At 68.1% G+C, this 22,056-nt stretch carries 22 protein-coding genes; 7 read left to right on the top strand and 15 right to left on the bottom strand.

Annotation, left to right across the window (positions count from 1 at the left end):
* Together AB5J62_RS42575 and AB5J62_RS42580 are read left to right on the top strand one after the other, a co-directional pair.
* Positions 1 to 378, top strand: coding sequence for a YciI family protein (locus AB5J62_RS42575; RefSeq protein ID WP_370945729.1), 378 nt, complete (start codon positions 1 to 3; stop codon positions 376 to 378).
* Positions 375 to 1,553 (top strand): RNA polymerase sigma factor, encoded by a 1,179-nt coding sequence (locus tag AB5J62_RS42580; protein WP_370945730.1) that lies wholly within the window; start codon positions 375 to 377, stop codon positions 1,551 to 1,553. Before AB5J62_RS42575 ends, AB5J62_RS42580 begins: the two co-directional genes overlap by 4 nt.
* Here AB5J62_RS42580 and mctP read toward each other — a convergent pair.
* Together mctP and AB5J62_RS42590 are read right to left on the bottom strand one after the other, a co-directional pair.
* Entirely contained in the window at positions 1,550 to 3,193 is a 1,644-nt protein-coding gene (gene mctP / locus AB5J62_RS42585) for a monocarboxylate uptake permease MctP (RefSeq protein WP_370945731.1), read from the bottom strand. The genes AB5J62_RS42580 and mctP overlap by 4 nt on opposite strands.
* Positions 3,190 to 3,465, bottom strand: coding sequence for a DUF3311 domain-containing protein (locus AB5J62_RS42590; protein ID WP_370945732.1), 276 nt, complete (start codon positions 3,463 to 3,465; stop codon positions 3,190 to 3,192). The genes mctP and AB5J62_RS42590 overlap by 4 nt, the downstream gene beginning before the upstream one ends.
* A gap of 219 nt (positions 3,466 to 3,684) precedes the next feature.
* On the opposite strand from AB5J62_RS42590, the gene AB5J62_RS42595 reads away from it, so the two are divergent.
* Complete coding sequence (locus AB5J62_RS42595) at positions 3,685 to 5,298, top strand: alpha/beta hydrolase (protein WP_370945733.1); 1,614 nt, start codon at positions 3,685 to 3,687, stop codon at positions 5,296 to 5,298.
* Positions 5,299 to 5,424: 126 nt separating this feature from the next.
* Positions 5,425 to 5,703 carry a helix-turn-helix domain-containing protein gene (locus AB5J62_RS42600; protein ID WP_370945734.1) on the top strand — a complete coding sequence of 93 codons (279 nt, stop codon included), beginning with the start codon at positions 5,425 to 5,427 and terminating at the stop codon, positions 5,701 to 5,703.
* 59 nt (positions 5,704 to 5,762) lie between these two features.
* On the opposite strand, the gene AB5J62_RS42605 is transcribed toward AB5J62_RS42600, so the two are convergent.
* From AB5J62_RS42605 to AB5J62_RS42620, 4 genes are all read right to left on the bottom strand, one after another.
* Positions 5,763 to 6,353 carry an EndoU domain-containing protein gene (locus tag AB5J62_RS42605; RefSeq protein WP_370945735.1) on the bottom strand — a complete coding sequence of 197 codons (591 nt, stop codon included), beginning with the start codon at positions 6,351 to 6,353 and terminating at the stop codon, positions 5,763 to 5,765.
* A gap of 109 nt (positions 6,354 to 6,462) precedes the next feature.
* A complete protein-coding gene (locus AB5J62_RS42610) occupies positions 6,463 to 7,755 on the bottom strand; it encodes a hypothetical protein (RefSeq protein WP_370945736.1) in 1,293 nt (430 codons plus the stop codon).
* Entirely contained in the window at positions 7,752 to 8,357 is a 606-nt protein-coding gene (locus AB5J62_RS42615) for an ATP-binding cassette domain-containing protein (RefSeq protein WP_370945737.1), read from the bottom strand. Before AB5J62_RS42615 ends, AB5J62_RS42610 begins: the two co-directional genes overlap by 4 nt.
* Positions 8,354 to 9,226: an LLM class F420-dependent oxidoreductase gene (locus tag AB5J62_RS42620; protein WP_370945738.1), complete on the bottom strand. Its 873-nt coding sequence runs from the start codon at positions 9,224 to 9,226 to the stop codon at positions 8,354 to 8,356. Before AB5J62_RS42620 ends, AB5J62_RS42615 begins: the two co-directional genes overlap by 4 nt.
* A gap of 89 nt (positions 9,227 to 9,315) precedes the next feature.
* Here AB5J62_RS42620 and AB5J62_RS42625 point away from each other — a divergent pair, with 89 nt between their 5' ends.
* Positions 9,316 to 9,573, top strand: coding sequence for a hypothetical protein (locus AB5J62_RS42625; protein WP_370945739.1), 258 nt, complete (start codon positions 9,316 to 9,318; stop codon positions 9,571 to 9,573).
* Between the two features lie 58 nt (positions 9,574 to 9,631).
* On the opposite strand, the gene AB5J62_RS42630 is transcribed toward AB5J62_RS42625, so the two are convergent.
* From AB5J62_RS42630 to AB5J62_RS42655, 6 genes are all read right to left on the bottom strand, one after another.
* Positions 9,632 to 11,455, bottom strand: coding sequence for a phosphoenolpyruvate carboxykinase (GTP) (locus AB5J62_RS42630; RefSeq protein ID WP_370945740.1), 1,824 nt, complete (start codon positions 11,453 to 11,455; stop codon positions 9,632 to 9,634).
* Positions 11,456 to 11,772: 317 nt separating this feature from the next.
* Entirely contained in the window at positions 11,773 to 12,465 is a 693-nt protein-coding gene (locus AB5J62_RS42635; protein ID WP_370945741.1) for a hypothetical protein, read from the bottom strand.
* A 94-nt stretch (positions 12,466 to 12,559) separates the two neighbouring features.
* Positions 12,560 to 14,386 carry a dynamin family protein gene (locus AB5J62_RS42640; protein ID WP_370945742.1) on the bottom strand — a complete coding sequence of 609 codons (1,827 nt, stop codon included), beginning with the start codon at positions 14,384 to 14,386 and terminating at the stop codon, positions 12,560 to 12,562.
* On the bottom strand, positions 14,386 to 14,844 hold the full coding sequence (gene grpE / locus AB5J62_RS42645) for a nucleotide exchange factor GrpE (RefSeq protein ID WP_370945743.1): 459 nt from the start codon (positions 14,842 to 14,844) through the stop codon (positions 14,386 to 14,388). Before grpE ends, AB5J62_RS42640 begins: the two co-directional genes overlap by 1 nt.
* Positions 14,845 to 14,895: 51 nt before the next feature.
* On the bottom strand, positions 14,896 to 15,468 hold the full coding sequence (locus AB5J62_RS42650; RefSeq protein ID WP_370945744.1) for a hypothetical protein: 573 nt from the start codon (positions 15,466 to 15,468) through the stop codon (positions 14,896 to 14,898).
* Between the two features lie 18 nt (positions 15,469 to 15,486).
* Positions 15,487 to 17,004 (bottom strand): dynamin family protein, encoded by a 1,518-nt coding sequence (locus tag AB5J62_RS42655; RefSeq protein WP_370950481.1) that lies wholly within the window; start codon positions 17,002 to 17,004, stop codon positions 15,487 to 15,489.
* A 191-nt stretch (positions 17,005 to 17,195) separates the two neighbouring features.
* Here AB5J62_RS42655 and AB5J62_RS42660 point away from each other — a divergent pair, with 191 nt between their 5' ends.
* Both AB5J62_RS42660 and AB5J62_RS42665 read left to right on the top strand, forming a co-directional pair.
* The gene (locus AB5J62_RS42660; protein WP_370950482.1) at positions 17,196 to 18,341 is read left to right on the top strand and encodes a sensor histidine kinase; all 1,146 of its coding nucleotides are present in this window, start codon (positions 17,196 to 17,198) and stop codon (positions 18,339 to 18,341) included.
* Positions 18,338 to 18,994 carry a response regulator gene (locus AB5J62_RS42665; RefSeq protein WP_370945745.1) on the top strand — a complete coding sequence of 219 codons (657 nt, stop codon included), beginning with the start codon at positions 18,338 to 18,340 and terminating at the stop codon, positions 18,992 to 18,994. The genes AB5J62_RS42660 and AB5J62_RS42665 overlap by 4 nt, the downstream gene beginning before the upstream one ends.
* A gap of 282 nt (positions 18,995 to 19,276) precedes the next feature.
* On the opposite strand, the gene AB5J62_RS42670 is transcribed toward AB5J62_RS42665, so the two are convergent.
* From AB5J62_RS42670 to AB5J62_RS42680, 3 genes are all read right to left on the bottom strand, one after another.
* Complete coding sequence (locus tag AB5J62_RS42670) at positions 19,277 to 20,326, bottom strand: IS630 family transposase (RefSeq protein WP_370942872.1); 1,050 nt, start codon at positions 20,324 to 20,326, stop codon at positions 19,277 to 19,279.
* Positions 20,327 to 20,391: 65 nt separating this feature from the next.
* A complete protein-coding gene (locus AB5J62_RS42675) occupies positions 20,392 to 21,270 on the bottom strand; it encodes an SDR family NAD(P)-dependent oxidoreductase (RefSeq protein WP_370945746.1) in 879 nt (292 codons plus the stop codon).
* Positions 21,267 to 21,842 (bottom strand): TetR/AcrR family transcriptional regulator, encoded by a 576-nt coding sequence (locus AB5J62_RS42680; RefSeq protein ID WP_370945747.1) that lies wholly within the window; start codon positions 21,840 to 21,842, stop codon positions 21,267 to 21,269. The genes AB5J62_RS42675 and AB5J62_RS42680 overlap by 4 nt, the downstream gene beginning before the upstream one ends.
* Positions 21,843 to 22,056 lie beyond the last annotated feature (214 nt).

The following is a 22,056-nucleotide window of genomic DNA, read 5'->3' on the forward strand; positions in this document are numbered from 1 at the left end:
ATGCCGAAATTCGTGGCGTTGATGCTCCCGGATGACCGCTACACCGGTCCCGGCGACAATCCCGTGTCCCCGATGGACCGCTACCTCGCGTGGCAGGAGGAACTCAAGGCGTCGGGCAGGTTGATCGCGGCGGCCGGGCTCGGCGACGCGGCGAAGTCGATCCGGGGGAACGGCGAATCCGTCCAGATCACCGACGGGCCGTTCGCCGAGGCGAGCGAGGTCATCGCGGGCTACCTGGTGATCGAAGCCGCCGATCTCGACGAGGCGACCAAGCTCCTCGCCACCCATCCGGTGGTGCCAGAGGGCGGGCTCGCGCTGGTCGTCAGGGAGATCACGCTCGACGAGCACACCCCGCGCGAAGGACACCTGCGCCGATGAGCGCCGCGGACGGCGTGGTGGAGCACTTGTTCCGGCACAGCGCCGGGCGGATCACCGCCACGCTGCTCCGCGCGCTCGGCCCGGAGCGGCTCGACCTGGCGGAGGAAGCCGTCGCCGACGCGCTCGAACTGGCGTTGCGGACGTGGCCGCAGACCGGGGTGCCCGACAATCCGGGTGGCTGGCTGTTCCGCGCGGCGCGGAATCGCGCGCTGGACGTGGTGCGGCGCGAGCGGACGTTGCGCGCGAAGCTGCCGTTGCTGGCCGAACTCGACAGCGTGGAGCAGCCCGCGGGCGACGACGAGCTGGCGCTGATGTTCCTGTGCTGTCATCCCGCGCTGCCGGTGGTCTCGCAGGTGGCGTTGACGTTGAAGACCGTCGGCGGGCTGGGGGTCACCGAGATCGCGTCCGCGCTGCTGACGAAACCGGCGACCATCGCGCAGCGGCTGACCAGAGCGAAGAAGTTCCTGCACGGCAAGCGACTCGACCTGCCGGGCAACGACGCTCTGGAGTCGCGTGTGGACAGTGTGCTCGCGATTCTGTATCTGCTGTTCAACGAGGGCTACGACACGACGACCGGCGAGGTCGCGGTCCGCGGTGAACTGTGCGGCGAGGCGATCCGGCTCGGCAAGCTGCTGCTCGCCGAGCCGCGCACGGATCTGCCGAGGGCGCGTGCGCTCGTCGCGCTGATGTTGTTGCAGGCCAGCAGGCTGCCGGCGCGGGTCGACGCCAAGGGGGACCTGCTGCTGATGGACGAGCAGGATCAGGCCGAATGGGATGACGCGATGATCGCCGACGGCACGAGGCTGTTCGAAGCGGCGTGCGTCGGCGATGAGCTGTCGGCGTACCACGTGGAAGCCGCGATCGCGCTCTGCCACAGCACGCCGCCGACGAACTGGCAGCAGGTGCTCGGGCTCTACGACCAGCTCGTGGAGCTGCGGCCGTCGCCGGTGGCCCGGCTGAACCGGGCGATCGCACTGTCCATGGTGGACGGTGCGGCCGCCGGGATCGCCGAGCTGGAACGACTCGACCTGCCTGGTTACACCTTGCTCCCGGCCGTGCTCGGTGCGTTGTGGGTCAAGGCCGGTGATCCCGAGAAAGCCCGTACGTACTACGAAGCGGCGCTGGCGCTCCCGTGTTCGGAGCCCCAGCGCCGCTTCTTGTCGAGCCGCCTTTAGTGCGCGCCGACCGCGCGGAGGTCCTTGTCGCCTTCGTCGGCGTGGTAGTCCTCGGGGTTGGTGCTGTCGGTGCCGTTGAAGACCTTCAGCTTGCGTGCGATCACCGTGAAGATCACCGCGACCAGCAGGTTCGCCACCAGTGCGACGAAACCGACGTAGATCTGCACCTGGGAACCCGAGAACGGGTGCCAGCCGAAGATCGACAGGTTGCCCAGCGGCAGCGCCGAACCGGCGAAGTGCTGCTTTCCGGTGGCCGGGTTGCCGATGCCGTACAGGATGATCAGGCCCCAGCCGAGGCCGACGGCCCAGCCCGCGACCAGACCCCAGCGGTGCAGCCACCTGGTGTACAGCGAGATCGCCACCGCAGGCAGCGTCTGCAGGATCAGCACACCGCCGATGAGCTGCAGGTCGATGGAGAACTGCGGGTCGATGAACAGGATGAACGCGACCGCGCCGAACTTCACGATCAGCGAAGCGAGCTTGGCCTGCTTCGCCTCCTGCGCGTGTGTGGCGTCCTTCTTGAGGAACTCCTTGTAGATGTTGCGGGTCCACAGGTTCGCCGCGGCGATCGACATGATCGCGGCGGGCACCAGCGCGCCGATGCCGATGGCCGCGAAGGCGATGCCGGCGAACCAGGCCGGGAACTGGCCGTCGAAGAGCACCGGGACGATCGTGTTGGTGTCGGGCTTTCCGGTGGCCGCGTTGTTGATCGGCTTGGCACCCGCGCTGATCGCGAAGTAGCCGAGCAGGCCCAGCAGGCCCAGCAGCAGCGAATACGCGGGCAGCGCGACCATGTTGCGCTTGATGACGCTGCGGCCGCGTGAGGCGAGCACGCCGGTCAGCGAGTGCGGGTAGAGGAACAGCGCCAGCGCCGAGCCCAAGGCCAGGGTGATGTACTGCAGCTGGTTGTTGCTGTTCAGGTAGATGCCGTCGGTCTTGGCGGGCGTCGCGTCGAACTTGGCCTTCGCGGTGTCGAAGATGTGCGCCCAGCCGCCCAGCTTGCTCGGCAGGTAGATGATCGCCGCGATGATCACCACGTAGATCAGGATGTCCTTGACGAACGCGATCAGCGCGGGCGCGCGCAGGCCGGACTGGTAGGTGTAGACCGCCAGGATGATGAAGGCGACCAGCAGCGGCAGGTGCCCGACGATGCCGGAGCCGTTGAGCCCCATCGTGCGCAGCACCGACTCGAGGCCGACGAGCTGCAGCGCGATGTACGGCATGGTCGCGACGATGCCGGTGAGCGCGATCAGCAGCGCCAGCACCGGCGAGCCGAAGCGGCCGCGCACGAAGTCGGCGGGCGTCACGTAGCCGCGCGAGCGCGAAACCGACCACATGCGCAGCGCGGGCAGCAGCACCAGCGGGTAGGTGATGATCGTGTACGGCAGCGCGAAGAAGCCCATCGCGCCGGCGCCGAAGATGAGAGCAGGCACCGCGACGAACGTGTACGCGGTGTAAAGATCACCGCCGATCAAAAACCAGGTGACCCACGAGCCGAATTTGCGGCCGCCGAGTCCCCATTCGTCCAGATGGTCGAGCGAGGCGGCGGCCTTCCAGCGGGAGGCCAGGAAACCGAGCACCGTCACCAGCAGGAAGAGCGCGGTGAAGATGATGAGTTCCGGCCACTGGATGTTGCTCACTTAGCCCCCTCGTCGAGGTCGTCGACGTTCAGTTTGTCCGTCCGCTCGACGGTCGGCTTGCCCTTGGTCCCCCAGTAGACGATCGCGGTGGAGATGACACCGACGAAGACGAATGCCAGCTGGAACCAGTAGAAGAACGGCATACCGAACAGCCGAGGGTTCTCGAAGTTGAACAGCGGCGTCACCAGGATCAGCAGTGGCACGAGCAGGAACAGGTTCCACGGGCTGAACTGAAACCCGCTCACCTTTCCGCTGGACTTACCAGACGACATCGGACCTCACCTACACACTCCCGTTACCAGCCGTTAGTGCCGCTGACCCTAGAACTTCCGGCCCTTCCCGTCACGTCTGTCCTATATCGATTTGATCAGCAAGCAGTTGGAGCAACACACCGACCAACGAAGGGCGGTTGCTACTGACCGTTCGGACGGATATCAATAGCCCCAAGTCGCGGAGCATGTCTTCGCACGACGATTGAATAGGGGCACCGAATGAAGCGACTCCGCTATGCGGTGGTGATTCCGGCTCTCGCCGGCACCATGCTGGCCGGGTTCACTCCTGCTTTCGCAGGTCAAGAGGCCAAAGCGCAGCCTCTGAACTCCACGAACATCCCAGCTCAGTACGCGAACCAGAAGCTCGACTGGCACAAGTGCGTCGTCGGCGCCGACCTGCCCACCGCGCCGCCCGCCGGTGCGGAGAACATGGAGTGCGCGGTCTTCAAGTCGCCGCGCAACTGGTACCGCACCAACGAGAAGATCGACCTGACGATCGCGGTCAGCAGGCTGAAGGCGACCGGTCCCGAGTCGACCGGCAGCGTGTTCACGAACCCCGGCGGCCCCGGCGCGCCCGGCCGTAACTTCCCGGCCCGGCTGCGTAACCAGACCCGGCTGCGTGTCGCGCAGGACGTCATCGGCATCGACCCGCGTGGCACCGGCAAGAGCACCAACATCACCTGTGGTGGCGCGATCGGCACCGGCTCGGACCTCGACCCGCGTGACCGCGACCGCGACAACCTGAACCTGATCCTCGACGCGACGAAGTACGCGGCGCACTCGTGCCAGGTGAAGTCGGGCGAGCTCGGCCAGTACATCAACACCGACCAGACGGTCCGCGACCTCGACCTGCTGCGCGTGCTGCTCGGCCGCGACAAGATCAACTGGGTCGGCTACTCGGCTGGCACCTGGATGGGCGCGCACTACGCGCAGCAGTTCCCCACCCGCACCGGCCGCTTCATCCTCGACTCGGCGACCGAGTTCACCACCTCGTGGCACGACTCGTTCGACTGGCAGCCGCTCGGCTTCGAGCGCCGCTGGCGTCAGGACTTCCTGCCGTGGATGGCGAAGTACGACAACCTGTACCACTTCGGCACCACCGGTGAGGCCGCGCGCCAGACCTACGAGAAGGTCCGCTACGCGCTGACCCAGAACCCGGTCGAGGTCGACGGCTCGAACGTCTCGGCCAACGGGCTCGACTCGTTCATCGCCTCGCAGATCTACGCCAAGCGTGCCTTCCCCGGCCTGGCCGACTACCTGGTCAACGTCCGCACGCTGACCGAGGGCACGGCTTCGCAGTCGCAGAAGGCCGCGGCCGCCCGTGAGGTCAAGGCCGAGAGCAAGGCCACCGAGGCGCTCGGCCCGCAGCCGCTGATGGTCCCGAGCGACGGCGACGCCTACGACGCCAGCTTCTGGACGATCCCGTGCAACGAGGGCCCGTGGCCCGGCAACCGCCAGAGCGTCATCCGCGACTCGCAGAAGCTGATCAACAAGGATCTGCCGCTGCTGGGTGCAGGCTGGCTGATCCAGCCGTGCATCTTCTGGAAGCGTCCCCCGGCCCCGCTGCCCGTGCTGAACGGCGTCGGCGTGCCCCCGGTGGTCATCGTCCAGTCGGTGCACGACCCGGCGACCCCGATCGAGGGTGCGACCCGTGCGCACAAGGCGTTCGCGAACTCGCGGATGCTGACCATCACCGGAGAGGGTGACCACGGCATCTACGCGGGCGGCAACGCGGCTGTGGACAAGATCGTGGAGGACTACCTCGTCGACGGCAAGGTGCCGAACGACCAGAGCATCCCCGGGATCCCGCTTCCGGTGCCTCCGGGCGCCTGATACCCCCAGGTGTTGTGGGCCCCGTCGAGTTTCGACTCGGCGGGGCCCTTTCTCTTGGGTTGTGGGTACCTGTGCACAGAGTTGTCCACAGGTTGTGGACATGTGGATCGGTATTACTATTGGGGCATGGTTCGGGTCCCACTTACGGATGAAGAGCGGTCACGCGGTGAGCGCCTCGGCGCGATCCTGCGCGCCGCACGCGCCTCGCGCAGCATGGTCGACGTCGCGTTCGAAGCCGGTATCTCGGTGGAGACCCTGCGCAAGATCGAGACAGGGCGGATTCCGACGCCCGCGTTCTTCACAGTGACCGCCATCGCGGCCGCGGTCGAGCTGCCGCTGGCGACCTTGCAGGCGGCCGTCGCCGTCGGAGAACCTCCCGAGTCCGAGGTTCCGCAAGCGAGCTAGCCCGGCCGAGGTCGTGAGTGTTTTCGCCGGTTAGAACCGGCCGTACCACTCACGACCCCTTACGCGCGGGCGGCTCGGGGGCGGAGCTGGGTGAGGATGTGGTCGCGGTCGTTCAGGAAGACGTAGCCCTCGAGCGGCAGCTCGTAGGTGTTGAGCAAGCGCTCCAGGTCGGCGTACTCGTCGACGGTCAAGCGGACGTTCTCGGCGCAGAGGTGGGCGATCATGGTGTCGACCAGCTCGTCCCACTCGCCTGACCACAGCAGCCCGCGGTAGTGGCTGAAGTCCTCCTGGGGCAGCCGGTTGGCCAGCTGGGCGAGCAGAACGTCGGCGAAGTAGCTGATACGGCCCGCCGACAGGTCGGCGACCGTGGGGTTGGCCGGGTCCTTGGCGGTGTCGGGATTGCGGACGACGCCGTGGCCCGCGATCGGGAACGCCGTGTGGACCATGCCGTCTTCCTCGACGAGCACGACCACGTGGACGCCGTAGCGCTCGCCGGCGCAACGCCAGCGGCCGTTGTACTGGCGGCGACGGGGCTCGCCGGGGTCGTTGGCGACGTCCTTGATCACGGCGATGATCTGCTCGTCGGTCCAGCCGGACGGGAATTCGCTGGTCGCCCTGCGTCCCGCACCCGGCGCATGTCCGCCACCCACCACGAGCTCCCTTCCGATCACTGGCGAGCCTAGCCTGCGAACGGCGTATCGGAATGGACCAAAAGCGGGTACGGCGGTAGCTATTTCGCCACAAAAGCTCGCATTTCAGTTACAGAACGTCACCAGTTCGGGTGAGGACGGCCAAGATCAGCGTGGCGGCGATGAGCAGATCGGGGCCGCGCAGGAGTTGGGCGAACAGCCGCGTCGGCACCTGGCCGAGCACGCGCGAGGTGACGACGCCGAGGTTGTCGAAGGTCGTCGGCGGGCGGGTGGCGGTGCGGACCGCCGACACCGCGACGATCGGCAGGATCAGCAGTGCCATGCGACTCGGCGGATCGCCGAGCACCAGGCCGGCGGCCACGAGGACCACTCCCCACAGTGCGGCCAGCACCAGCATGGCGAGCAGGTTGGCCAGCCAAAGCCCGAGATCGGACGTGCCGAGCCAGCGGCGGCGGCCGTCGTTGCGCCACAGCTCGCCAATGCCGCCGGTGAACGGGATGAGCGCGCAGTACCCGGTCAGCGCGACGAACACGACGTCCGGGAGCGCGGGTGCGGCGGCGGCGCCGAGCACTGCGGCGATCGCGAGCGAGACGGCCGCGCCCCAATAGCGGGCCCGGCCCGCGACGCCGAGCCAGGCGAAGCGAAGCGCGGTCGGCCGTCGCAGCGAGAACCGCGCCGGGCGGGCGGCGGGCAGGAGCGCGAGCGGGTCGAGGAAGGTCAGCGAGACCGTGCGGACCAGACGCTCGTTCCAGCCGTCGACCAGCGCCTGCCGCCCGGCTTGGAGCACGGTGTCCGTGGCACGCCAGCGCACCACGCCCAGCACGAACAGTGCCGCCGCCAGCGCCTCCAGCGCGAGCGGGTCGAGCCGGGCCCGAGCGACGAGCAGACCGAGCGAAGCGAGCAGTACCGGGCCGAATTCTTCGCCGCGCACGGGCGGGCGCCGGGCGGTCGAGAGTGACACCACCGCGCTGCCCAGCAGCAACGCGCTCGCGGCGAGCCACATGTCTCCGCTGACGCCGCCCGCGACGCCGGTCAGCGCGCCGACGTAGACGAAGATGCCGACGCCGACGCACCACACCGCCCACATGCGGCGGCCGATGACACGCGAGCGGTCCGCTCCCGCGAAGTCCATCCAGGTGAGTACGGCGGGCTCGGCCCACACGAAACCCCGGCGCAGCAACGCGCGCCACATCAGCGCGCCACACGCGACGAGCAGCCCGAGAATCGCCTGAACGTCCGCTGTGGACTGTCCGAAAAGGAACGACCGCAGTGACTCCAGCCGGAAGAACGCCTGCACCGCGATGCCGACCGCGAACAACCCCAGCAGGGTCGCCGAATCGCCGGGACGCACACCGCCGAACCGCTGCCTGCCGGGCACCCTGGCCGGCGCGCCGACCGTCACACGAACTCCAGCACGCTGTCCGCGGCCTCCAGCAGCGGCGGGTGGTGCGTCGCGACGACCACCGCGGCGCCAGCGGCCGTCGAGCGCGCGATCAGCGAGGTCAGCCAGTCCTTGCCCGCGACGTCCAGCGCCCGCTCCGGTTCGTCGAGCAGCAGCACGTCATGCGGCCTGACCGTGGCTCCGAGCAACATCAACCGCCGTCGCTGCCCCGCCGAGAAGACGCCGGCGGCCAGGTGCGCTCGCTCGCCCAGCCCAGCGTCGGCGAGCAACGCGTCGAGGTCGCCGAGGTCGAAGCGGAACGACCCGGCCAGCAACTTCAGATGCTGGACCGGGGTCAACTCGGCAAAGAAGTCCGAATCATCCAGCAGCACCGACACGGCGCGCCGGAATTCGACCCGCCGCTCGTCCGGCGCCATGCCCGCGACCTTGATCTCGCCGGTCGTCGGCGTCTGCATGCCGTAGAGGCAGCGCAGCAGGGTGGACTTGCCGGTGCCGTTCGGCCCGATGATCGCCGCGCATTCGCCAGGCTCGACGACGAAGTCCAGGTCGGAGAACAGCCAGTCGTCGGCGAGCTGGACGCCGAGGCCGCCGGCCTCGATCACTTCAGCAGCTCGATCACCGGTGCGAAGGCGTCCATGCTCCCTTCGAGCACCGTCAGGTAGGTGAAGCCGTACCGCTCGCGGTTCGCGCGGATCTGCTCGGCCATCTGCTCGTGGGTGCCGCACAGGAAGGTCGGGATCTCGCCGATCTGCTCGACGGTCAGCCCCGCGATCTGCTTCGACGCCTGCTCGATCGCGCCTGCCCGGTCGTTCGTGACGACCACCTGTGGCGTGAGGACGTTCAGCTCGACCTCGCGGCCGTTGAGCTTCCCTCGGACGAACTCCACCCGCTCCAGAATGCCGTCGGCGTGCTCGGCCTTGACCTGCGCGCCGTCGGGGACCCTGGCCGCGCCGGGGAACGCGATGATGTCGGCGTGCTCGGCGGCCAGCGTGAGCAGCCGGTCGCCGCGACCGGCGATGAGCAGCGGCGGCCCCGGCTTCTGCACCGGCGCTGGCCGGTGGTCGGGGTCGGCGTAGAGCCGCTTGAGCTCCTTGACCGTGCGCTCGAGGTGGTCGATGCGCTTGCCGGCGCTCGGCCAGGGCATGCCGGTCGACTCGAACTCTTCCTTGATGTAGCCGGCGCCGAGGCCGAGCTCCAGCCTGCCGTCGATGAACAGGTCGGTGCCGGTGACCTCACGGGCCAACACCACCGGGTTGTAGAAGGCGGCGTTGAGCACGTAGGTGTTGAGCCGCACGCGTTCGGTCGCCTCGGCGGCGAGCACCAGCGCGGGGAACGGCGGCGCCATCCACAGGTGATCGGCCGCGCCGATCACGTCGAAGCCGAGCCCCTCCGCCTTGCGGCACTTCTCGACCCATTCGTCACGTGAAGCGGGCACGGTCATGTTGACGCCGAACCTGAAATCCCCAGTCATGGTCATCAAGCTACCGGCCATGGCGGTTCCGCCAATATCAATTTCCCGTTGATCACCAGTTGAATGGAGCCGGACGAGCCAAGGGGAAGATGTGGGCGCACCAGGAGAACGACGGCGGCACGGGCCCGTCGATCGGCATCGAACCGAACACCACCCGGACCTTGTTCCTGATCCGCGGCGTACCCGGCTCGCAGCCGACGACCCTGCGCTTCTCGACGGGTTCCGACGAGACCGGGCCGACCGTCGCCCAGATCCCCATTCCCGCGCCTGGCCAGTCGGTCGACTGCGTCGTGTCGGACGCCGGTGCGACGCCGACCGTGAACTGCACGGTCAAGCCCACCTCCTGACCGCGTAATAAAGGCCCCCTTCGCCAACCGGCGAAGGGGGCCTTTATTACGTACTTACCTAGCCCAGGCGCTGCTTGAGCGCGGCGAGCTCGTCACGGAGCGACGACGGGACCTTGTCGCCGATCTTGTCGAACCACTCTTCGATCAGCGGGATCTCCTTGCGCCACTCCTCGGCCTCGACGCCGAGCGCGGCCTGGATGTCCTCGATCGGCTCGGACAGGCCGTCCGTGTCGAGGTCCTCGGCGTTCGGGACGAAACCGATCGGCGTCTCGACGGCGTTGCCGCGACCCTCGACGCGCTCGATGACCCACTTGAGCACGCGCGAGTTCTCGCCGAAGCCCGGCCACAGGAACCGGCCGTCGTCACCGCGGCGGAACCAGTTGACGTAGAAGATCTTCGGGAGCTTGTTCGCGTCGGCGTTCTTGCCGAGCGCCAGCCAGTGCTTGAAGTAGTCGCCGGCGTGGTAGCCGAGGAACGGCAGCATGGCCATCGGGTCGCGGCGGACGTTGCCGACCGCGCCCGCCGCGGCGGCCGTGGTCTCCGACGACATGGTGGCGCCCATGAACACGCCGTGCTGCCAGTCGCGGGCCTCGTTGACCAGCGGGACGGTGGTCTTGCGGCGGCCACCGAACAGGATCGCCGAGATGGGCACGCCCTTCGGGTCGTCCCACTCCGGCGCGAGGATCGGGCACTGCGACATCGGCGTGCAGTAGCGCGAGTTCGGGTGGGCGGCCTTCTCGTCCGAGTCGGGCGTCCAGTCCTGCTTCTTCCAGGAGGTGGCGTGCTCGGGCGTGCCCTCCATGCCCTCCCACCAGATGTCGCCGTCGTCGGTCAGCGCGACGTTGGTGAACACCGTGTTGCCCTGGTCGATGGTGCGCATCGCGTTGGGGTTGGTGTGCCAGTCGGTGCCCGGCGCGACGCCGAAGAAGCCGAACTCGGGGTTGACCGCGTAGAGACGGCCGTCCTCGCCGAAGCGCATCCACGCGATGTCGTCGCCGAGGGTCTCGGCACGCCAGCCCGGGATGGTCGGCTGCAGCATGGCCAGGTTGGTCTTGCCGCAGGCGGACGGGAACGCCGCCGCGACGTAGTGGACCTTGTTCTCCGGCGAGATGAGCTTGAGGATGAGCATGTGCTCGGCGAGCCAGCCCTCGTCACGGGCCATCACCGAGGCGATGCGCAGCGAGTAGCACTTCTTGCCCAGCAAGGAGTTTCCGCCGTAGCCGGAGCCGTAGCTCCAGATCGCGCGCTCCTCGGGGAAATGCGAAATGTACTTGGTTTCGTTGCAGGGCCAGGAAACGTCTTTCTGACCCGGCTCGAGCGGCGCGCCGACGGAGTGCAGCGCGGGCACGAATTCACGCTCGGTGCCGTCTTCGGTGACGAATTTCTCGAGTGCCGCGGCACCCGCGCGGGTCATCACGCGCATTGAGGCCACGACGTAAGCGAAATCGGTGATCTCGATACCCAATTTGGGGTTTTCGTCCCCGAGCGGACCCATGCAGAACGGGATCACGTACATCGTGCGACCACGCATCGAGCCACGGAACAGCTCGGTCATCGTGGCTTTCATCTCGTCGGGGTGGGCCCAGTGGTTCGTGGGGCCTGCGTCCTCTTTGTCCAGTGAACAGATGAAGGTGCGCTCTTCGACCCGCGCGACGTCGTTGGGGTCGGAAGCGGCCCAGAACGAGTTCGGGCGCGACTTGAGCTGCACGAACGTGCCGGCGTCAACCAGCTCCGCGTTGATCCGAGCGGACTCCTCGTCGGATCCGTCCACCCACACGACCCGGTCCGGGGTGGTCAGCTCAGCGACCTCCCGAACCCAGGACAGCACGCCACTGTGCGTCGTCGGCGCTGTATCCAGTCCGGGGATGGCGACTGCGGTCATCTCGTCTTCTCCTGACTCCGCGACGACAGATAACCCGCACGGAGAACGACGCTGTCCTCGTGCGGGCTGCATTGCCGGCGACCGAATGGCTTCGCGCACCGCCGGAAGGCGGTGTGCTGGTTTGGGGATTCCACGAGGGTAGCCGGATGACCGGCAGGTAACCGAGAGCTGTCCTGTCGGTTCTCTCACAAGAACGATAAGGGAATCGATTCAGTATCACCGGAATGGGCCATCCGGCGAAAATCTTCCGGTGAGCCACAACACAAGATCCCCGCATGCCGGGTGGCACACGGGGACCTGATTGTGACCTGGGTTACTTAATTGGGACTAATCCACTGCCCGGTGACGGAATCGATCTTCGCGACACCTTCGAGTGTTTCGGTGCCCGCGCCGCCCCACGCCTCGTCGGCGGCGGGGTCGCCGGAGTCCATCAGGCCGCTGGCCTTCTCGGTCCATTCGCCCTTGCCGGTGTGCTCGAGCGTCGTCGAGTGCCCGCTGGAGTCGATCTGCACCGCGACGTCGGCCTCGCCGTCACCGTCCTTGTCGGTGAACGCGATCGTGCCACCGTCCTTGGTGTGCACGACGGCCGTGTCGTTCACGCCGTCGTTGTTGGTGTCGACGGTCGCCGCGCCGACGTCGACCTCACCCTTGTCGGGCAGGTCGGCGGTGATGTGGCCGCCGGATCCGGCCTGCTTGCCGGAGTCGTCGTCGCCACCGTGCGAGCCGCCCGCGTTGATCCAGTGCCCGCTGGAGTCGTCGTAGACGGCCTTCTCGGTGACGTTGCCTTCGTCGTCGAGGCGGGCGAACTGATCGGCGACACCGTCGTGGTTGGTGTCGATGAACGCCTGCGCCGAGCCGTCCGGGTTCTCGACGATCGCCGTGTCGGCGACACCGTCCTTGTCGAGGTCGTAGTTGATCTCGGCGGAGTAGTCCTGACCGTCGGCGTGGATCGTCATGCCTGCGGTGCTGCTGGCGTCAGCGTCCGTTCCGCCACTCTCGTCGACCCACACGGGACATGCCCCCTTTGAGCTGCCTGGATGTTTTCGCTAAGCCTATGACTCACGGTAGGCCTGTCCGGTTCCCGGCCACAACCGGATCACACGGTCAGGCCTTGTCGCGGAGCGTGCGCATGCGCGCGAGCAGCGCTTCGGCGCGGTCGCGACCATCGGAAACGCCACTGAGCCGCTTCGCCACGATCGCGATCGTCTTCGCCCGTTCCTGCGCGCCCATCTTGATCGTCTTGTCGACTTCCTTCATCTCGGCCTCGATGGCGTCGATGCGCCTGCCGAGCGCCTCGTCGAGCGCCATGGTCAGCTGCTGCTCCGCCTCGATGAGCTGCTCGGCGACCAGCTGGTCCAATGTGGACCTGGCGTCGGCGATCGCCTCGACCAGCCACTGCTTCATGTGCTGCTTGTCGGCGGCGTGCTTGCGCGTGCGCGCCATCCACCAGCCTGCGCCGAGGCCGATGACGATCGTCGCGGGCAGGATCACCGGGTTCAGGATCGCGACGCCGGCGAGCGGTAACGCGGCGACCTTCCCGGCACCGAGCCCGCCGGAGATCCCCATGAAGACGAGCAGTTTGTCCTCGGCGGTCGGCGGCTTCTTCTCCGGCGGCCGCAGCACGACCGGCGGTCCGCCCGCGCGCGCGAACTGCGCGCGGATCACGTCGAGTTCCTCCGCCGAGAACAGCTCGGAGAGCGAGACGTTGGTGACCTGGTTCAGACGTTGGGCGAGCAGCATCGACACGCGCTGCGACGTGGTCTGCAACGCGATGTCGACCTGCTGCGGCAGCGCCGCGAGGTCGTCACGCTTGGCCGCCTCGATGAGCTGGCGGAAATGCGTCTGCGCGTCGCGCATCTGACGGCTGCTCTCGTGGCCGACCTCGACGCGGGTGCGCTGCACCTCGCCACGCAGTTTCAGCTGCCAGCCCCGCGTCGACGTACGGCGCTCGGCCATGAGCTGCTCGCGGCGCTCACGGAGTTGCTCGGCCTCGGCCTCACCGGCGGACAACGCGCGGCTTTCGGCCTGGAGTTTGGCTTTCTGTTCGGCCAGCGCACTCGACAACGCGCGCATCGTGTTGGCCTCACCCAGCATCGCCGAACGACCGACGAGCATTTCCTGCACCGCGCCCTGCAAGGCGGCGATGCCGGACTTCTCGCGCAGCATCCCGGCGGCCTGCTCGTTCGGCGCCTTGCCTGCCATCTCGAACATGCGCGCCGAAACCGGGTAGAACGTCGCGTCGGCGAACCGGGGCGCGTGCTGGGCCAGCAGCTGCTTGTCGGCTTCGAGCACCTCGCGCCAGCCGCGGAAGGCGTCCGTTTTGGACAGTGCGAACAACACCGTCTCGACGCGGTCGCCGACCTTGGCGAGGAACTGCAGCTCGGTCGAGGTGAACGGGGCGGACGCGTCGACGACGAACAGCAGCGCCGTCGCGCTCGACGCGGCCTCCATCGCCAGCTCGCCGTGCATCGAGTCGAGCCCGCCGACACCCGGAGTGTCCACAATCGACACCCGCTCCAGCAGCGGGACCGGCCCGCTGACTTCGACGTAGCGCGGCGGCAGCTGACCTTCCGGCAGCTCGTGCGCCGCGGAAACCCAGTTGATCAGCTGGTCGAGCCTGATCGGCACCGGCGCGAGCTGGCCGGGATAGCACGCTTGCGCGCCCCATTCGGCGGCGTGCTCGAACACCAGATAGGTCGCGGTCGCCACGTCGGCGTCGACCGGTGACAGCCCCGGCGTCGCGAGCATGGCGTTGACCAGCGAACTCTTGCCGCGGTTCGTCTCGCCGACGACCACGACCGACGGACGCTTCGGCCTGGCCTTGCGCACCTCGTCGACCCATTTGGCGCCGTCGGGGTCGATCTCCCGCAGCAACGTGAGCAGCTGGTCTCTGGTCGCCTGTACCTGCTGCGGCAAACTCGGAGCGGTCACTATGGCCGTTTCGTGTAGACGGTGACGATCGGGGCGCGCAACAGCTTGTCATGGTCGGCGAACCCGACGACCTCGGTCTCGGCGACCGTGCCTGCCAGCGCCTCGTCGTCGGTCGGCGTCGCGCCGCCCGCCTCGTGCACCGCGGGGTCGAACCGGTCGCCGTCGGGACGCAGCGCACGCACGCCGATCTCGGCGAGGCCGTGTTCGATGCGCTCGACCACGCCGCCACTGCGCGCGCGGTCCATCGCGTAAAGACAGAGCTGGATCAAGGAGCGCCGGTCGGCCAAAGCCTGCTCGAGGTCGGCTGGAGCGGCGGTCGCGATAACGGGCTGCACATCGGGCTCCGACGCGGGCTGCGCCGATTCGGTTCCGCGGGTTTCAGTTCCGTCGGCTTCCGCGATGATCTGCGCGATGCCCGCCGCGGCGATCTGCCCGGTGGGCACGTCGTCCGGATTCATGGGCATCAGTGTGCTGGAACCCGTCGTTCCGGGAGTGCGAAACAGCCGAATTCAGACGAGTTCACCCAGCAGGCCACGTAATGCGACGTCGAGGGCGTCAGTGTCACGCGCGAACCTCGCCGAGACGAGAACGTGGTTGTCCGCCAAGCGTTGCCAGACCAGACCGGCTACCGAAACCTCGGTCACCGTCATCGTGAACGGGCGGGCCTTGCGGCCGAACGACGCCTCCAGCTCACGCACCACCGGGCCGACGTTCGCGCCGCGCGGCAGGTGGTTCATCCGGTGGCCGCGCAGGTGTTTCGACGCGGGTTCCGTGAAGACCTCGACGGCGTGCATCAACGCGGCCCGTTCGGTGGGCACCGGCGTCAGCGCGCGGCGCTTGTGCGGATCGCGTTCACCGCGCGCGGCGACGAACGCGAGCACGTCGGTCCACCAGCCAGGCCACTCCCGCTGCACGGCTGCCCGGTCGACGCCTTCCGGCACCGAGACGGGAACGGGCGGATCGACCGCGGGCAGGTCGTCGTCGATCGACAACGCCAAGGCGTCGCGCAGGTAGAGGGCGACGTCGACCGCGAGGTCATCACCCCAGGTGAACCGCCACGACTCACTGCCTGCCACGTACACGCGAGCAGGATAGCGACTTCAGGCCTCGCGAAGCTGTTGCCAGATCAGGAAATATGCCCGGTGCACGACATGCGCGACCCGGCTCTGCGCCGGCGTCGCGCCGAACGACGCGAACGAGCGCCACCAGCCGGCGCGTTCCAGCGCGAACGGCGCGAGCTCCTGGCGTGAGCTGCCGGGCATGCCGAGCTGGGCGCCGATGTCGGCGTTGCTGCCGACCCGCAGCACCTCTTCGGACAGGTCTTCCGGCATGTCGACGGCGCCGGACGCGACCAGCGTCAGCGCTTCGAGCAGACGCAGCTGATGGGCTTCCGGCTTGGCGAGCAGCACCTCGATGGCGTCGTGCACGCGCTGGCGGTCGCCGGGATCACCCGACGCGTGCGCGAGCGCGGTGACCGAAGCCAGCGCGGCGGCCGCCTTGATGCCGTCGGCGCGCGCGGCGAACACGAGGTTGAGCCGGTGCCGGACCGCGGCGAGGCCGGAAGCGTCGAGCAGGCTGCGCCGCAACGCGCCGGCGGTGATCTCCGGATCCTTGCGGATGGCCTCGACGGCGTGCCGGATCCCGAACAGGTCCAGCTTCTCCAGCAGCCGCAGCCGGGTGCCCGACGGGACGTCGCACTCCCAGCTGGTGAAGATGTCGGCCGAGATCAACATCGTCTCGAGGATGTCGTCGTCCAGCGCGGAGAGCTGGCGCAGCGCTTCGGCGTCCGCGGAAGTGAAGCCGCCGGACTCAGCCGACTCGGCGAGCAGGCCGATCACCGGGAGCACGTCGGCGACGCGGGGCTTGAGCGTCGCGGCCTGCTTCTCCGCGAGCATGGTCGCGGCCTTCCAGACGTCGCCGTCGGCGCCGGAGACGGACTCCGGCGCGATGGTGTCGGCCTTGTTGAGCACGGCGATCGCGTTGACCGGACCGGCCTCGCGGCTCGCGGTGGCTGCGGTGAACGCGGCCAGTGCCTGCTGGTCGTCGGCGCGGACGCCCTGAGTCACCACGTAGAGGACGGCCTCGGCGCCCGCGACCGCGTTGCGCGAGGTGTCGTCGAGATCGTCGGAGCCTTCTTCGCCGTCATCGTCCTTGCGGTGCTTCGCGGCGCCGAGCAGCTCTTCGGTGCGCGAGACCGACGCGGCGTCGAGCGAGCCGAGACCGGGCGTGTCGATCACCGTCATGCCCTGGAGCACGGCGTTGGTCAGGTAGGCCTCGATGTGCGAGACCTCGTCGATGTTCACGCCCAGCTCGGCGGGGATCGCGCCGTCGGCGGCGAACGGCAGCACCTGCTTGCGGCCGTCGTTGAACACGACCTCGACCCGGTCGACCGTGCCGTACTGGAACCGGGTGACCAGCCGGGTGCACTCACCGACGTCGGTCGGCGCGACCCGGCGCCCGATCAGCGCGTTGACCAGCGTGGACTTCCCGGATTTGATCCGCCCGGCGACGGCGACCTGCAGCGGCGCGCCGAGCCTGCGCAGCACCTCGGCGAAGCCCGCGGCGGTGCGCGCGGAGACCTGGGGCTGCAGGCGGTGGCAGAGGTTCGCCACGGACATGGACAGCGGGCCGGCCAGCCGCCCCTCCGGTGCCGTCACGATCCGCCCCCCTGACTTGTTCAGATGGGGGAATCCTAGAGGTCATCCTGCGGTCGCACCGAGGGTGCTACCGGCGGGCGACGCGCGGAAGCCGGTCCGCGACCTACTGTGGTGAGGTGCGACGACTGAGCCTCTGGATGCGAGCTCGCCCGATGGTGGGCGACTCCTTGATCGCAGTGCTGCTCAGCATCATGACGCTGCCGATCATCGCGGTGGACGTGACGTCCGAGGAGCCGTCGGTCGAGCATCCGTTCCTGGCCGTGACCATGTCGATCATCGCGGTGAGTCCGCTGGTGTTCCGGCGCAAGTACCCGCTCGCTTCGGCGTACTCGGTGCTGCTGCTGAGCATCCCGGACGCGCTCATCGGGATCGGCATCGGCAGCTCGATCGGGACGGGCATCAGCGTCTACTCGGTACTCGTCTACACCGGACGGCGCCACGGCGCGCTGTACGTGGTGGCGGTGCTGCTGGCCAGCTGGGGACAGCTCGCGCTGGAGCCGATGCCGGACAAGGGCGTCTGGGCGTTCGTGATCGCGATCTGCCTGGCGCTGTGCTGGGTGCTCGGCGAGTTCGTCGGCGCGCGGCACGCCTACCAGCAAGAAGTGGAGGCTCGGTTGCATCTGCTGGAGAACGAACGGGACCAGGCGACCAAGCTGGCCGTCGGCGAGGAACGCGGCCGCATCGCCCGCGAGCTGCACGACGTCGTCGCGCACGCGGTGAGCGTGATGGTCGTGCAGGCCGACGGCGCGTCGTACGCGATCAAGTCCAACCCCGAGCTCGCCGGCCGCGCGCTCGCCACGATCTCCGACACCGGCCGCGGCGCGCTCGCCGAGCTGCGGCGGCTGCTGGACGTGCTGCGCAACGAGGACGGCGATGGCGAGCCCCGTGTCCCGCAGCCCAACGCCGAGGCGCTGGTCGAGCTGGCCGAGCGCGTCCGCGCGTCCGGACTGCCGGTCGACATGGAGATGGGCGACCTCGGCGAGCTGCCTGCGGGCGTTTCGCTCGGGGTCTACCGCATCGTGCAGGAGTCATTGACCAACGCCTTGAAACACGCGGGCCGCGGCGCCAGCGCGTCCGTCAAGGTCCAGCGAACAGGAGACGTGGTGACGGTCGAAGTCACCGACGACGGCGCGGGAATACTCGCGCCGGTCGGCGGCCGCCCGGTGACCGGCGGCGGCAACGGCCTGATCGGCATGCGCGAGCGCGCCCACGTCTTCGGCGGCACCCTCGACGTCGGCCCGGTCACCGGCGGTGGCTGGCGCGTGTTCGCCACCCTGCCCGTTAGGTTGGCGTCGTGATCAAGGTGGTGGTCGTCGACGACCAGGAACTGATGCGGGTCGGCTTCCGCATGGTGCTCGGCGCACAGGAAGACATCGATGTCGTCGGCGAGGCGGGCGACGGCGCCCAGGCGATCAAACTCGCCGAGCAACTCCGGCCGGACGTCGTGCTGATGGACGTCCGCATGCCGGTGCTCGACGGCGTCGAAGCGACCAAGGCGATCGTCGCGGCAGGCACGGCACGCGTGCTCGTCATGACGACGTTCGACCTCGACGAGTACGTGTACTCGGCCTTGCAGGGCGGAGCCAGCGGGTTCCTCCTCAAGGACACCCAGCCGTCACACCTCGTGTCGGCACTGCGCGCGGTCGCGAACGGCGACGCGGTCGTCTCGCCGAGCGTGACCCGGCGGCTGCTGGACCGGTTCGTCGGGACGGCGGGCAGCGCGATGCGGGACGCGGCCGTGCTGGACGTGCTGACCGACCGCGAGCGCGAGGTCTTCGTGTTGATCGCGAAGGGGATGTCGAACGTGGAGATCGCGGAGTCGCTGTTCCTCTCGGAGGCGACGGTGAAGACGCACGTCGGGCGGATCCTGTCGAAGCTCGAACTGCGGGACCGGGTGCAGGCCGTGGTCCTTGCCTACGAGACGGGCTTGGCTCGGCCAGGCTTGACCTGAGGGTCGTGAGTTGCCTCAAAACCTAAGTTGCCTTGGTGAGGCAACTTAGGTTTTGAGGCAACTTTGCTTCGGGGAGGGTGCGGGTGCGGGCCTCCCTCACCCGAGCCGAGCAAGTCAGGGCCTCCCTCACCCGCATATACGGTCGAACTAGGCCCTCACCCCACGAATCCGAGCGAAGTAGGCCCTCACTCGGGCGGACCACGCCCCGACGCGACGAGGCAGCCGAGAAGGGGGTCGTGAGTGTTTTCGCCGGTTATTGATCCGTAAGGCAAATATGGCGTGTCAGTCTGCGGCGTAGCGGACGGGTTCCTTGCCGAAGAAGGCTTTCACGCGGTCGGGTTGGTTCTGGCGGCGGCGCAGGTGGGTGCGTGCGCCTGCCGCCAGTTCCTCTTGGGTGCGGGGGCTTTGTGTTGCGGTGACGTGGTGTTTGAGGTCGCCGTTGAGCAGTTCGACGGGGTTGAGTTCGGGGCTGTAACCGGGCAGGAAATGCATCTCGATCCGCTCGGTCCGCTGGGCGAGCCAGTCTTTGAGCAGGATCGCGCGATGTGAGGGGTGCCCGTCGACGATCAGGTGGATCTTGCGATCAACGTGACGCACCAGCCGATCGAGGAACTCGATCATCACGTGGACGTTGAACCCGCCCTGGAACACGGTGAAGTAGAGCTCGCCTTTGTTGCTGATCGCGGCCATCGCGTTGACCGTGAACCGCTTGCCACTGTTGGGCACCACCGGGGTTTTCCCGACCGGAGCCCACGTGGCCGCGACCGAGGCGTCCGAACGCAGCCCCGTCTGATCCAGCCACAGGATCACCGCCTTCTCCCGCTTCGCGCGCGCCGCGATCGCCGGATACCGCTGCTCAAGCCACTCGGTGACCTTCTCCGGGTTCTTCTCATACGCCACCTGCACCGGCTTCTGCGGCGAGAACCCCCACGACCGCAGATACTTCCCGATCGTCACCCGTGACAACTCCAGCCCGAACCAGCGTTTCACCAGGTCAGCGACCAGACCACGGGTCCACACCAGCCCCACCAGCTGAAACTGGTCCGGATACCTGCCCAGCACCGCCCGCCGCAACCGCGCCTGCTGCCTCACATCCAGCGCCATCTGCTCGCCAGCACGCCGACCACGTTTCTCGGCATACAACGCCCGATTCCCGTTGCGCTGAAACGCTGTCCACCACCGCGTCACCGACCGCACCGACACCCCGAACAGCTCCGCGACCTCAACCTGGGTCCGCCCAGACTGGACCGCGGCGACCACCCGCCGCCGCAGATCCTCCTGCGATTGCTGGGAAAGCCGCCGCGCATCCGTCACCCGAACCTTCGCGTTCACACCACGATCATGCCATATTTGCCTTACGGATCAATAGAACCGGCCGGAACACTCACGACCAAGGACTAGAGGCGGGCTTTTTCTTTGCGGCCGGCGAGGACGGCGCCGAAGTCGGGGCGCGTGCCGTCGACGTCGGTGAAGCCGTACTCGTGCATCAGCGTCCACGAGGCGATCGTCTTGCCCGCGTACCTGGCGATGTCGGGGTCCTGGACGAGGGCGGCGACGCCGCGGCCGAGGTAGGTCGGGGTCTCGGACCACTCGAAGTCGGCCGGTGCGGTCTTGCCGGGTGCGTCGCGCCAGTTCTCCTCGGTGACCTCGAAGTGCTCGAGCATGGCCTCCGAACGCAGGAAGCCGGGGGTGACTGCCATGCCGACGCAACCCTGCTCGCCGAGCAGGACGCCGAGCGAACGACCCAAGGCCCGGACTCCGCACTTGACCAGGTGATACGGGAGGCCGGCTCCCACGTAGTCGTCGACATCGCCGTCGGTCACCTCGATGACGATGCCGCCCTTCTTGCGCAGGACCAGCGGGAGCAGGCGGTGGAGCGCGATGAGGTGGGTGTCGAGTGAGTTGTGCACGAGGTTGAGTGCCATGTCCAAATCGGACTCCCAGAACGGGGTCCACATCTGGGCCATGTGGTCACCGCCCCATACGTCGTTCACGAGGACGTCGAGCTGACCGTCTACTTCGGACTCGATGCGGGCGCGTAGTGCGTCCACATCGGACACGGACATGAAGTCGCAGCGGACCGGGATGCCCCTGCCGCCTGCCGCGTCGACCAGTTCGGCCGTGTCTTCGATGGTCTCCGGCCGGTTGAGCGGGGATTTCTCGGTGCGGGTCGTGCGGCCGGTGACGAAGACCGTCATGCCGAGACGTCCGAGTTCCACCGCGATCGCGCGGCCGCAACCACGCGTCGAGCCGGTGACCAGTGCGACCTTGCTCATTTCATCCACCCCATCAGTACCGCGTCGATGTCCTGCTCCAGCCGGTCAGCCAGCCTGCCTTTCGGCCTGATGGACCAGTCGATCGACACTCCGTTGATCACGTCCAGCAGCGTGCGCGCGGCCCGCGCGGGGCCGGGCGCGCCGGGTAGTTCCTTCAGCGCCAGGCGCACTTGGCGGCGCAGTTCGTTCTCCACCGCCGTGAAGTGCTCGCCGAGCAGTGCGCGGCGGGTCGGGTCGACGATGTCCATGCCCAGCAGGCCGAGGTGGTTCGCGGCGGTTTCCGCGTCGCCGAGGCCGACGTAGACGCTCACCGCCGCCGCGCGCAGTCCATCCAAAGGACTACTCGCCTCGGCGCTCGCCGTGCGCATCGACTCGACCGCGTTGCGTGTCGCTTCGACGCACAGCGCCTCGAGCAGGCCGTCCTTCGAGCCGAACCGTTTCGACACCGAGCCGACGGCCACGCCGGCCTCCGCGGCCACCTGGGCCAGGGTGAATCCCGGCCCGTGGCGCCCGGTCACGGTCGACGCGGCGGTCAGCAGACGTTCGTCACTGATGCTGCGCGGCCGGACCACGTGGTTATTGAACCATGGTTCAATAATGACCGCAACAGGGTCGATTCAGGGTCGACTCAGGGTCATTCCCGATCGCGCCGACCGGCGATCGCGGCCAAGCTACGTCTCAGGTCGGGGATGAGGTTCGGTCTCGAGGATGACGCGGCGGGATGGCTCGGTCCGACAAACTGTTTTCAGTCCGGGGGATACACGGGGCGACGCGGGACTAACGCCT

Source organism: Amycolatopsis sp. cg5, assembly GCF_041346955.1.
Classification (GTDB): Bacteria; Actinomycetota; Actinomycetes; order Mycobacteriales; family Pseudonocardiaceae; genus Amycolatopsis.

Coding starts and splice junctions, on each gene's coding strand:
- AB5J62_RS42575 (WP_370945729.1), top strand. CDS start 1: ATGCCGAAATTCGTGGCGTTGATGCTCCCGGATGACCGCTACACCGGT.
- AB5J62_RS42580 (WP_370945730.1), top strand. CDS start 375: ATGAGCGCCGCGGACGGCGTGGTGGAGCACTTGTTCCGGCACAGCGCC.
- AB5J62_RS42590 (WP_370945732.1), bottom strand. CDS start 3,465: ATGTCGTCTGGTAAGTCCAGCGGAAAGGTGAGCGGGTTTCAGTTCAGC.
- AB5J62_RS42595 (WP_370945733.1), top strand. CDS start 3,685: ATGAAGCGACTCCGCTATGCGGTGGTGATTCCGGCTCTCGCCGGCACC.
- AB5J62_RS42600 (WP_370945734.1), top strand. CDS start 5,425: ATGGTTCGGGTCCCACTTACGGATGAAGAGCGGTCACGCGGTGAGCGC.
- AB5J62_RS42620 (WP_370945738.1), bottom strand. CDS start 9,226: ATGACTGGGGATTTCAGGTTCGGCGTCAACATGACCGTGCCCGCTTCA.
- AB5J62_RS42625 (WP_370945739.1), top strand. CDS start 9,316: ATGTGGGCGCACCAGGAGAACGACGGCGGCACGGGCCCGTCGATCGGC.
- AB5J62_RS42630 (WP_370945740.1), bottom strand. CDS start 11,455: ATGACCGCAGTCGCCATCCCCGGACTGGATACAGCGCCGACGACGCAC.
- grpE (WP_370945743.1), bottom strand. CDS start 14,844: ATGAATCCGGACGACGTGCCCACCGGGCAGATCGCCGCGGCGGGCATC.
- AB5J62_RS42655 (WP_370950481.1), bottom strand. CDS start 17,004: ATGTCCGTGGCGAACCTCTGCCACCGCCTGCAGCCCCAGGTCTCCGCG.
- AB5J62_RS42660 (WP_370950482.1), top strand. CDS start 17,196: ATGGTGGGCGACTCCTTGATCGCAGTGCTGCTCAGCATCATGACGCTG.
- AB5J62_RS42675 (WP_370945746.1), bottom strand. CDS start 21,270: ATGAGCAAGGTCGCACTGGTCACCGGCTCGACGCGTGGTTGCGGCCGC.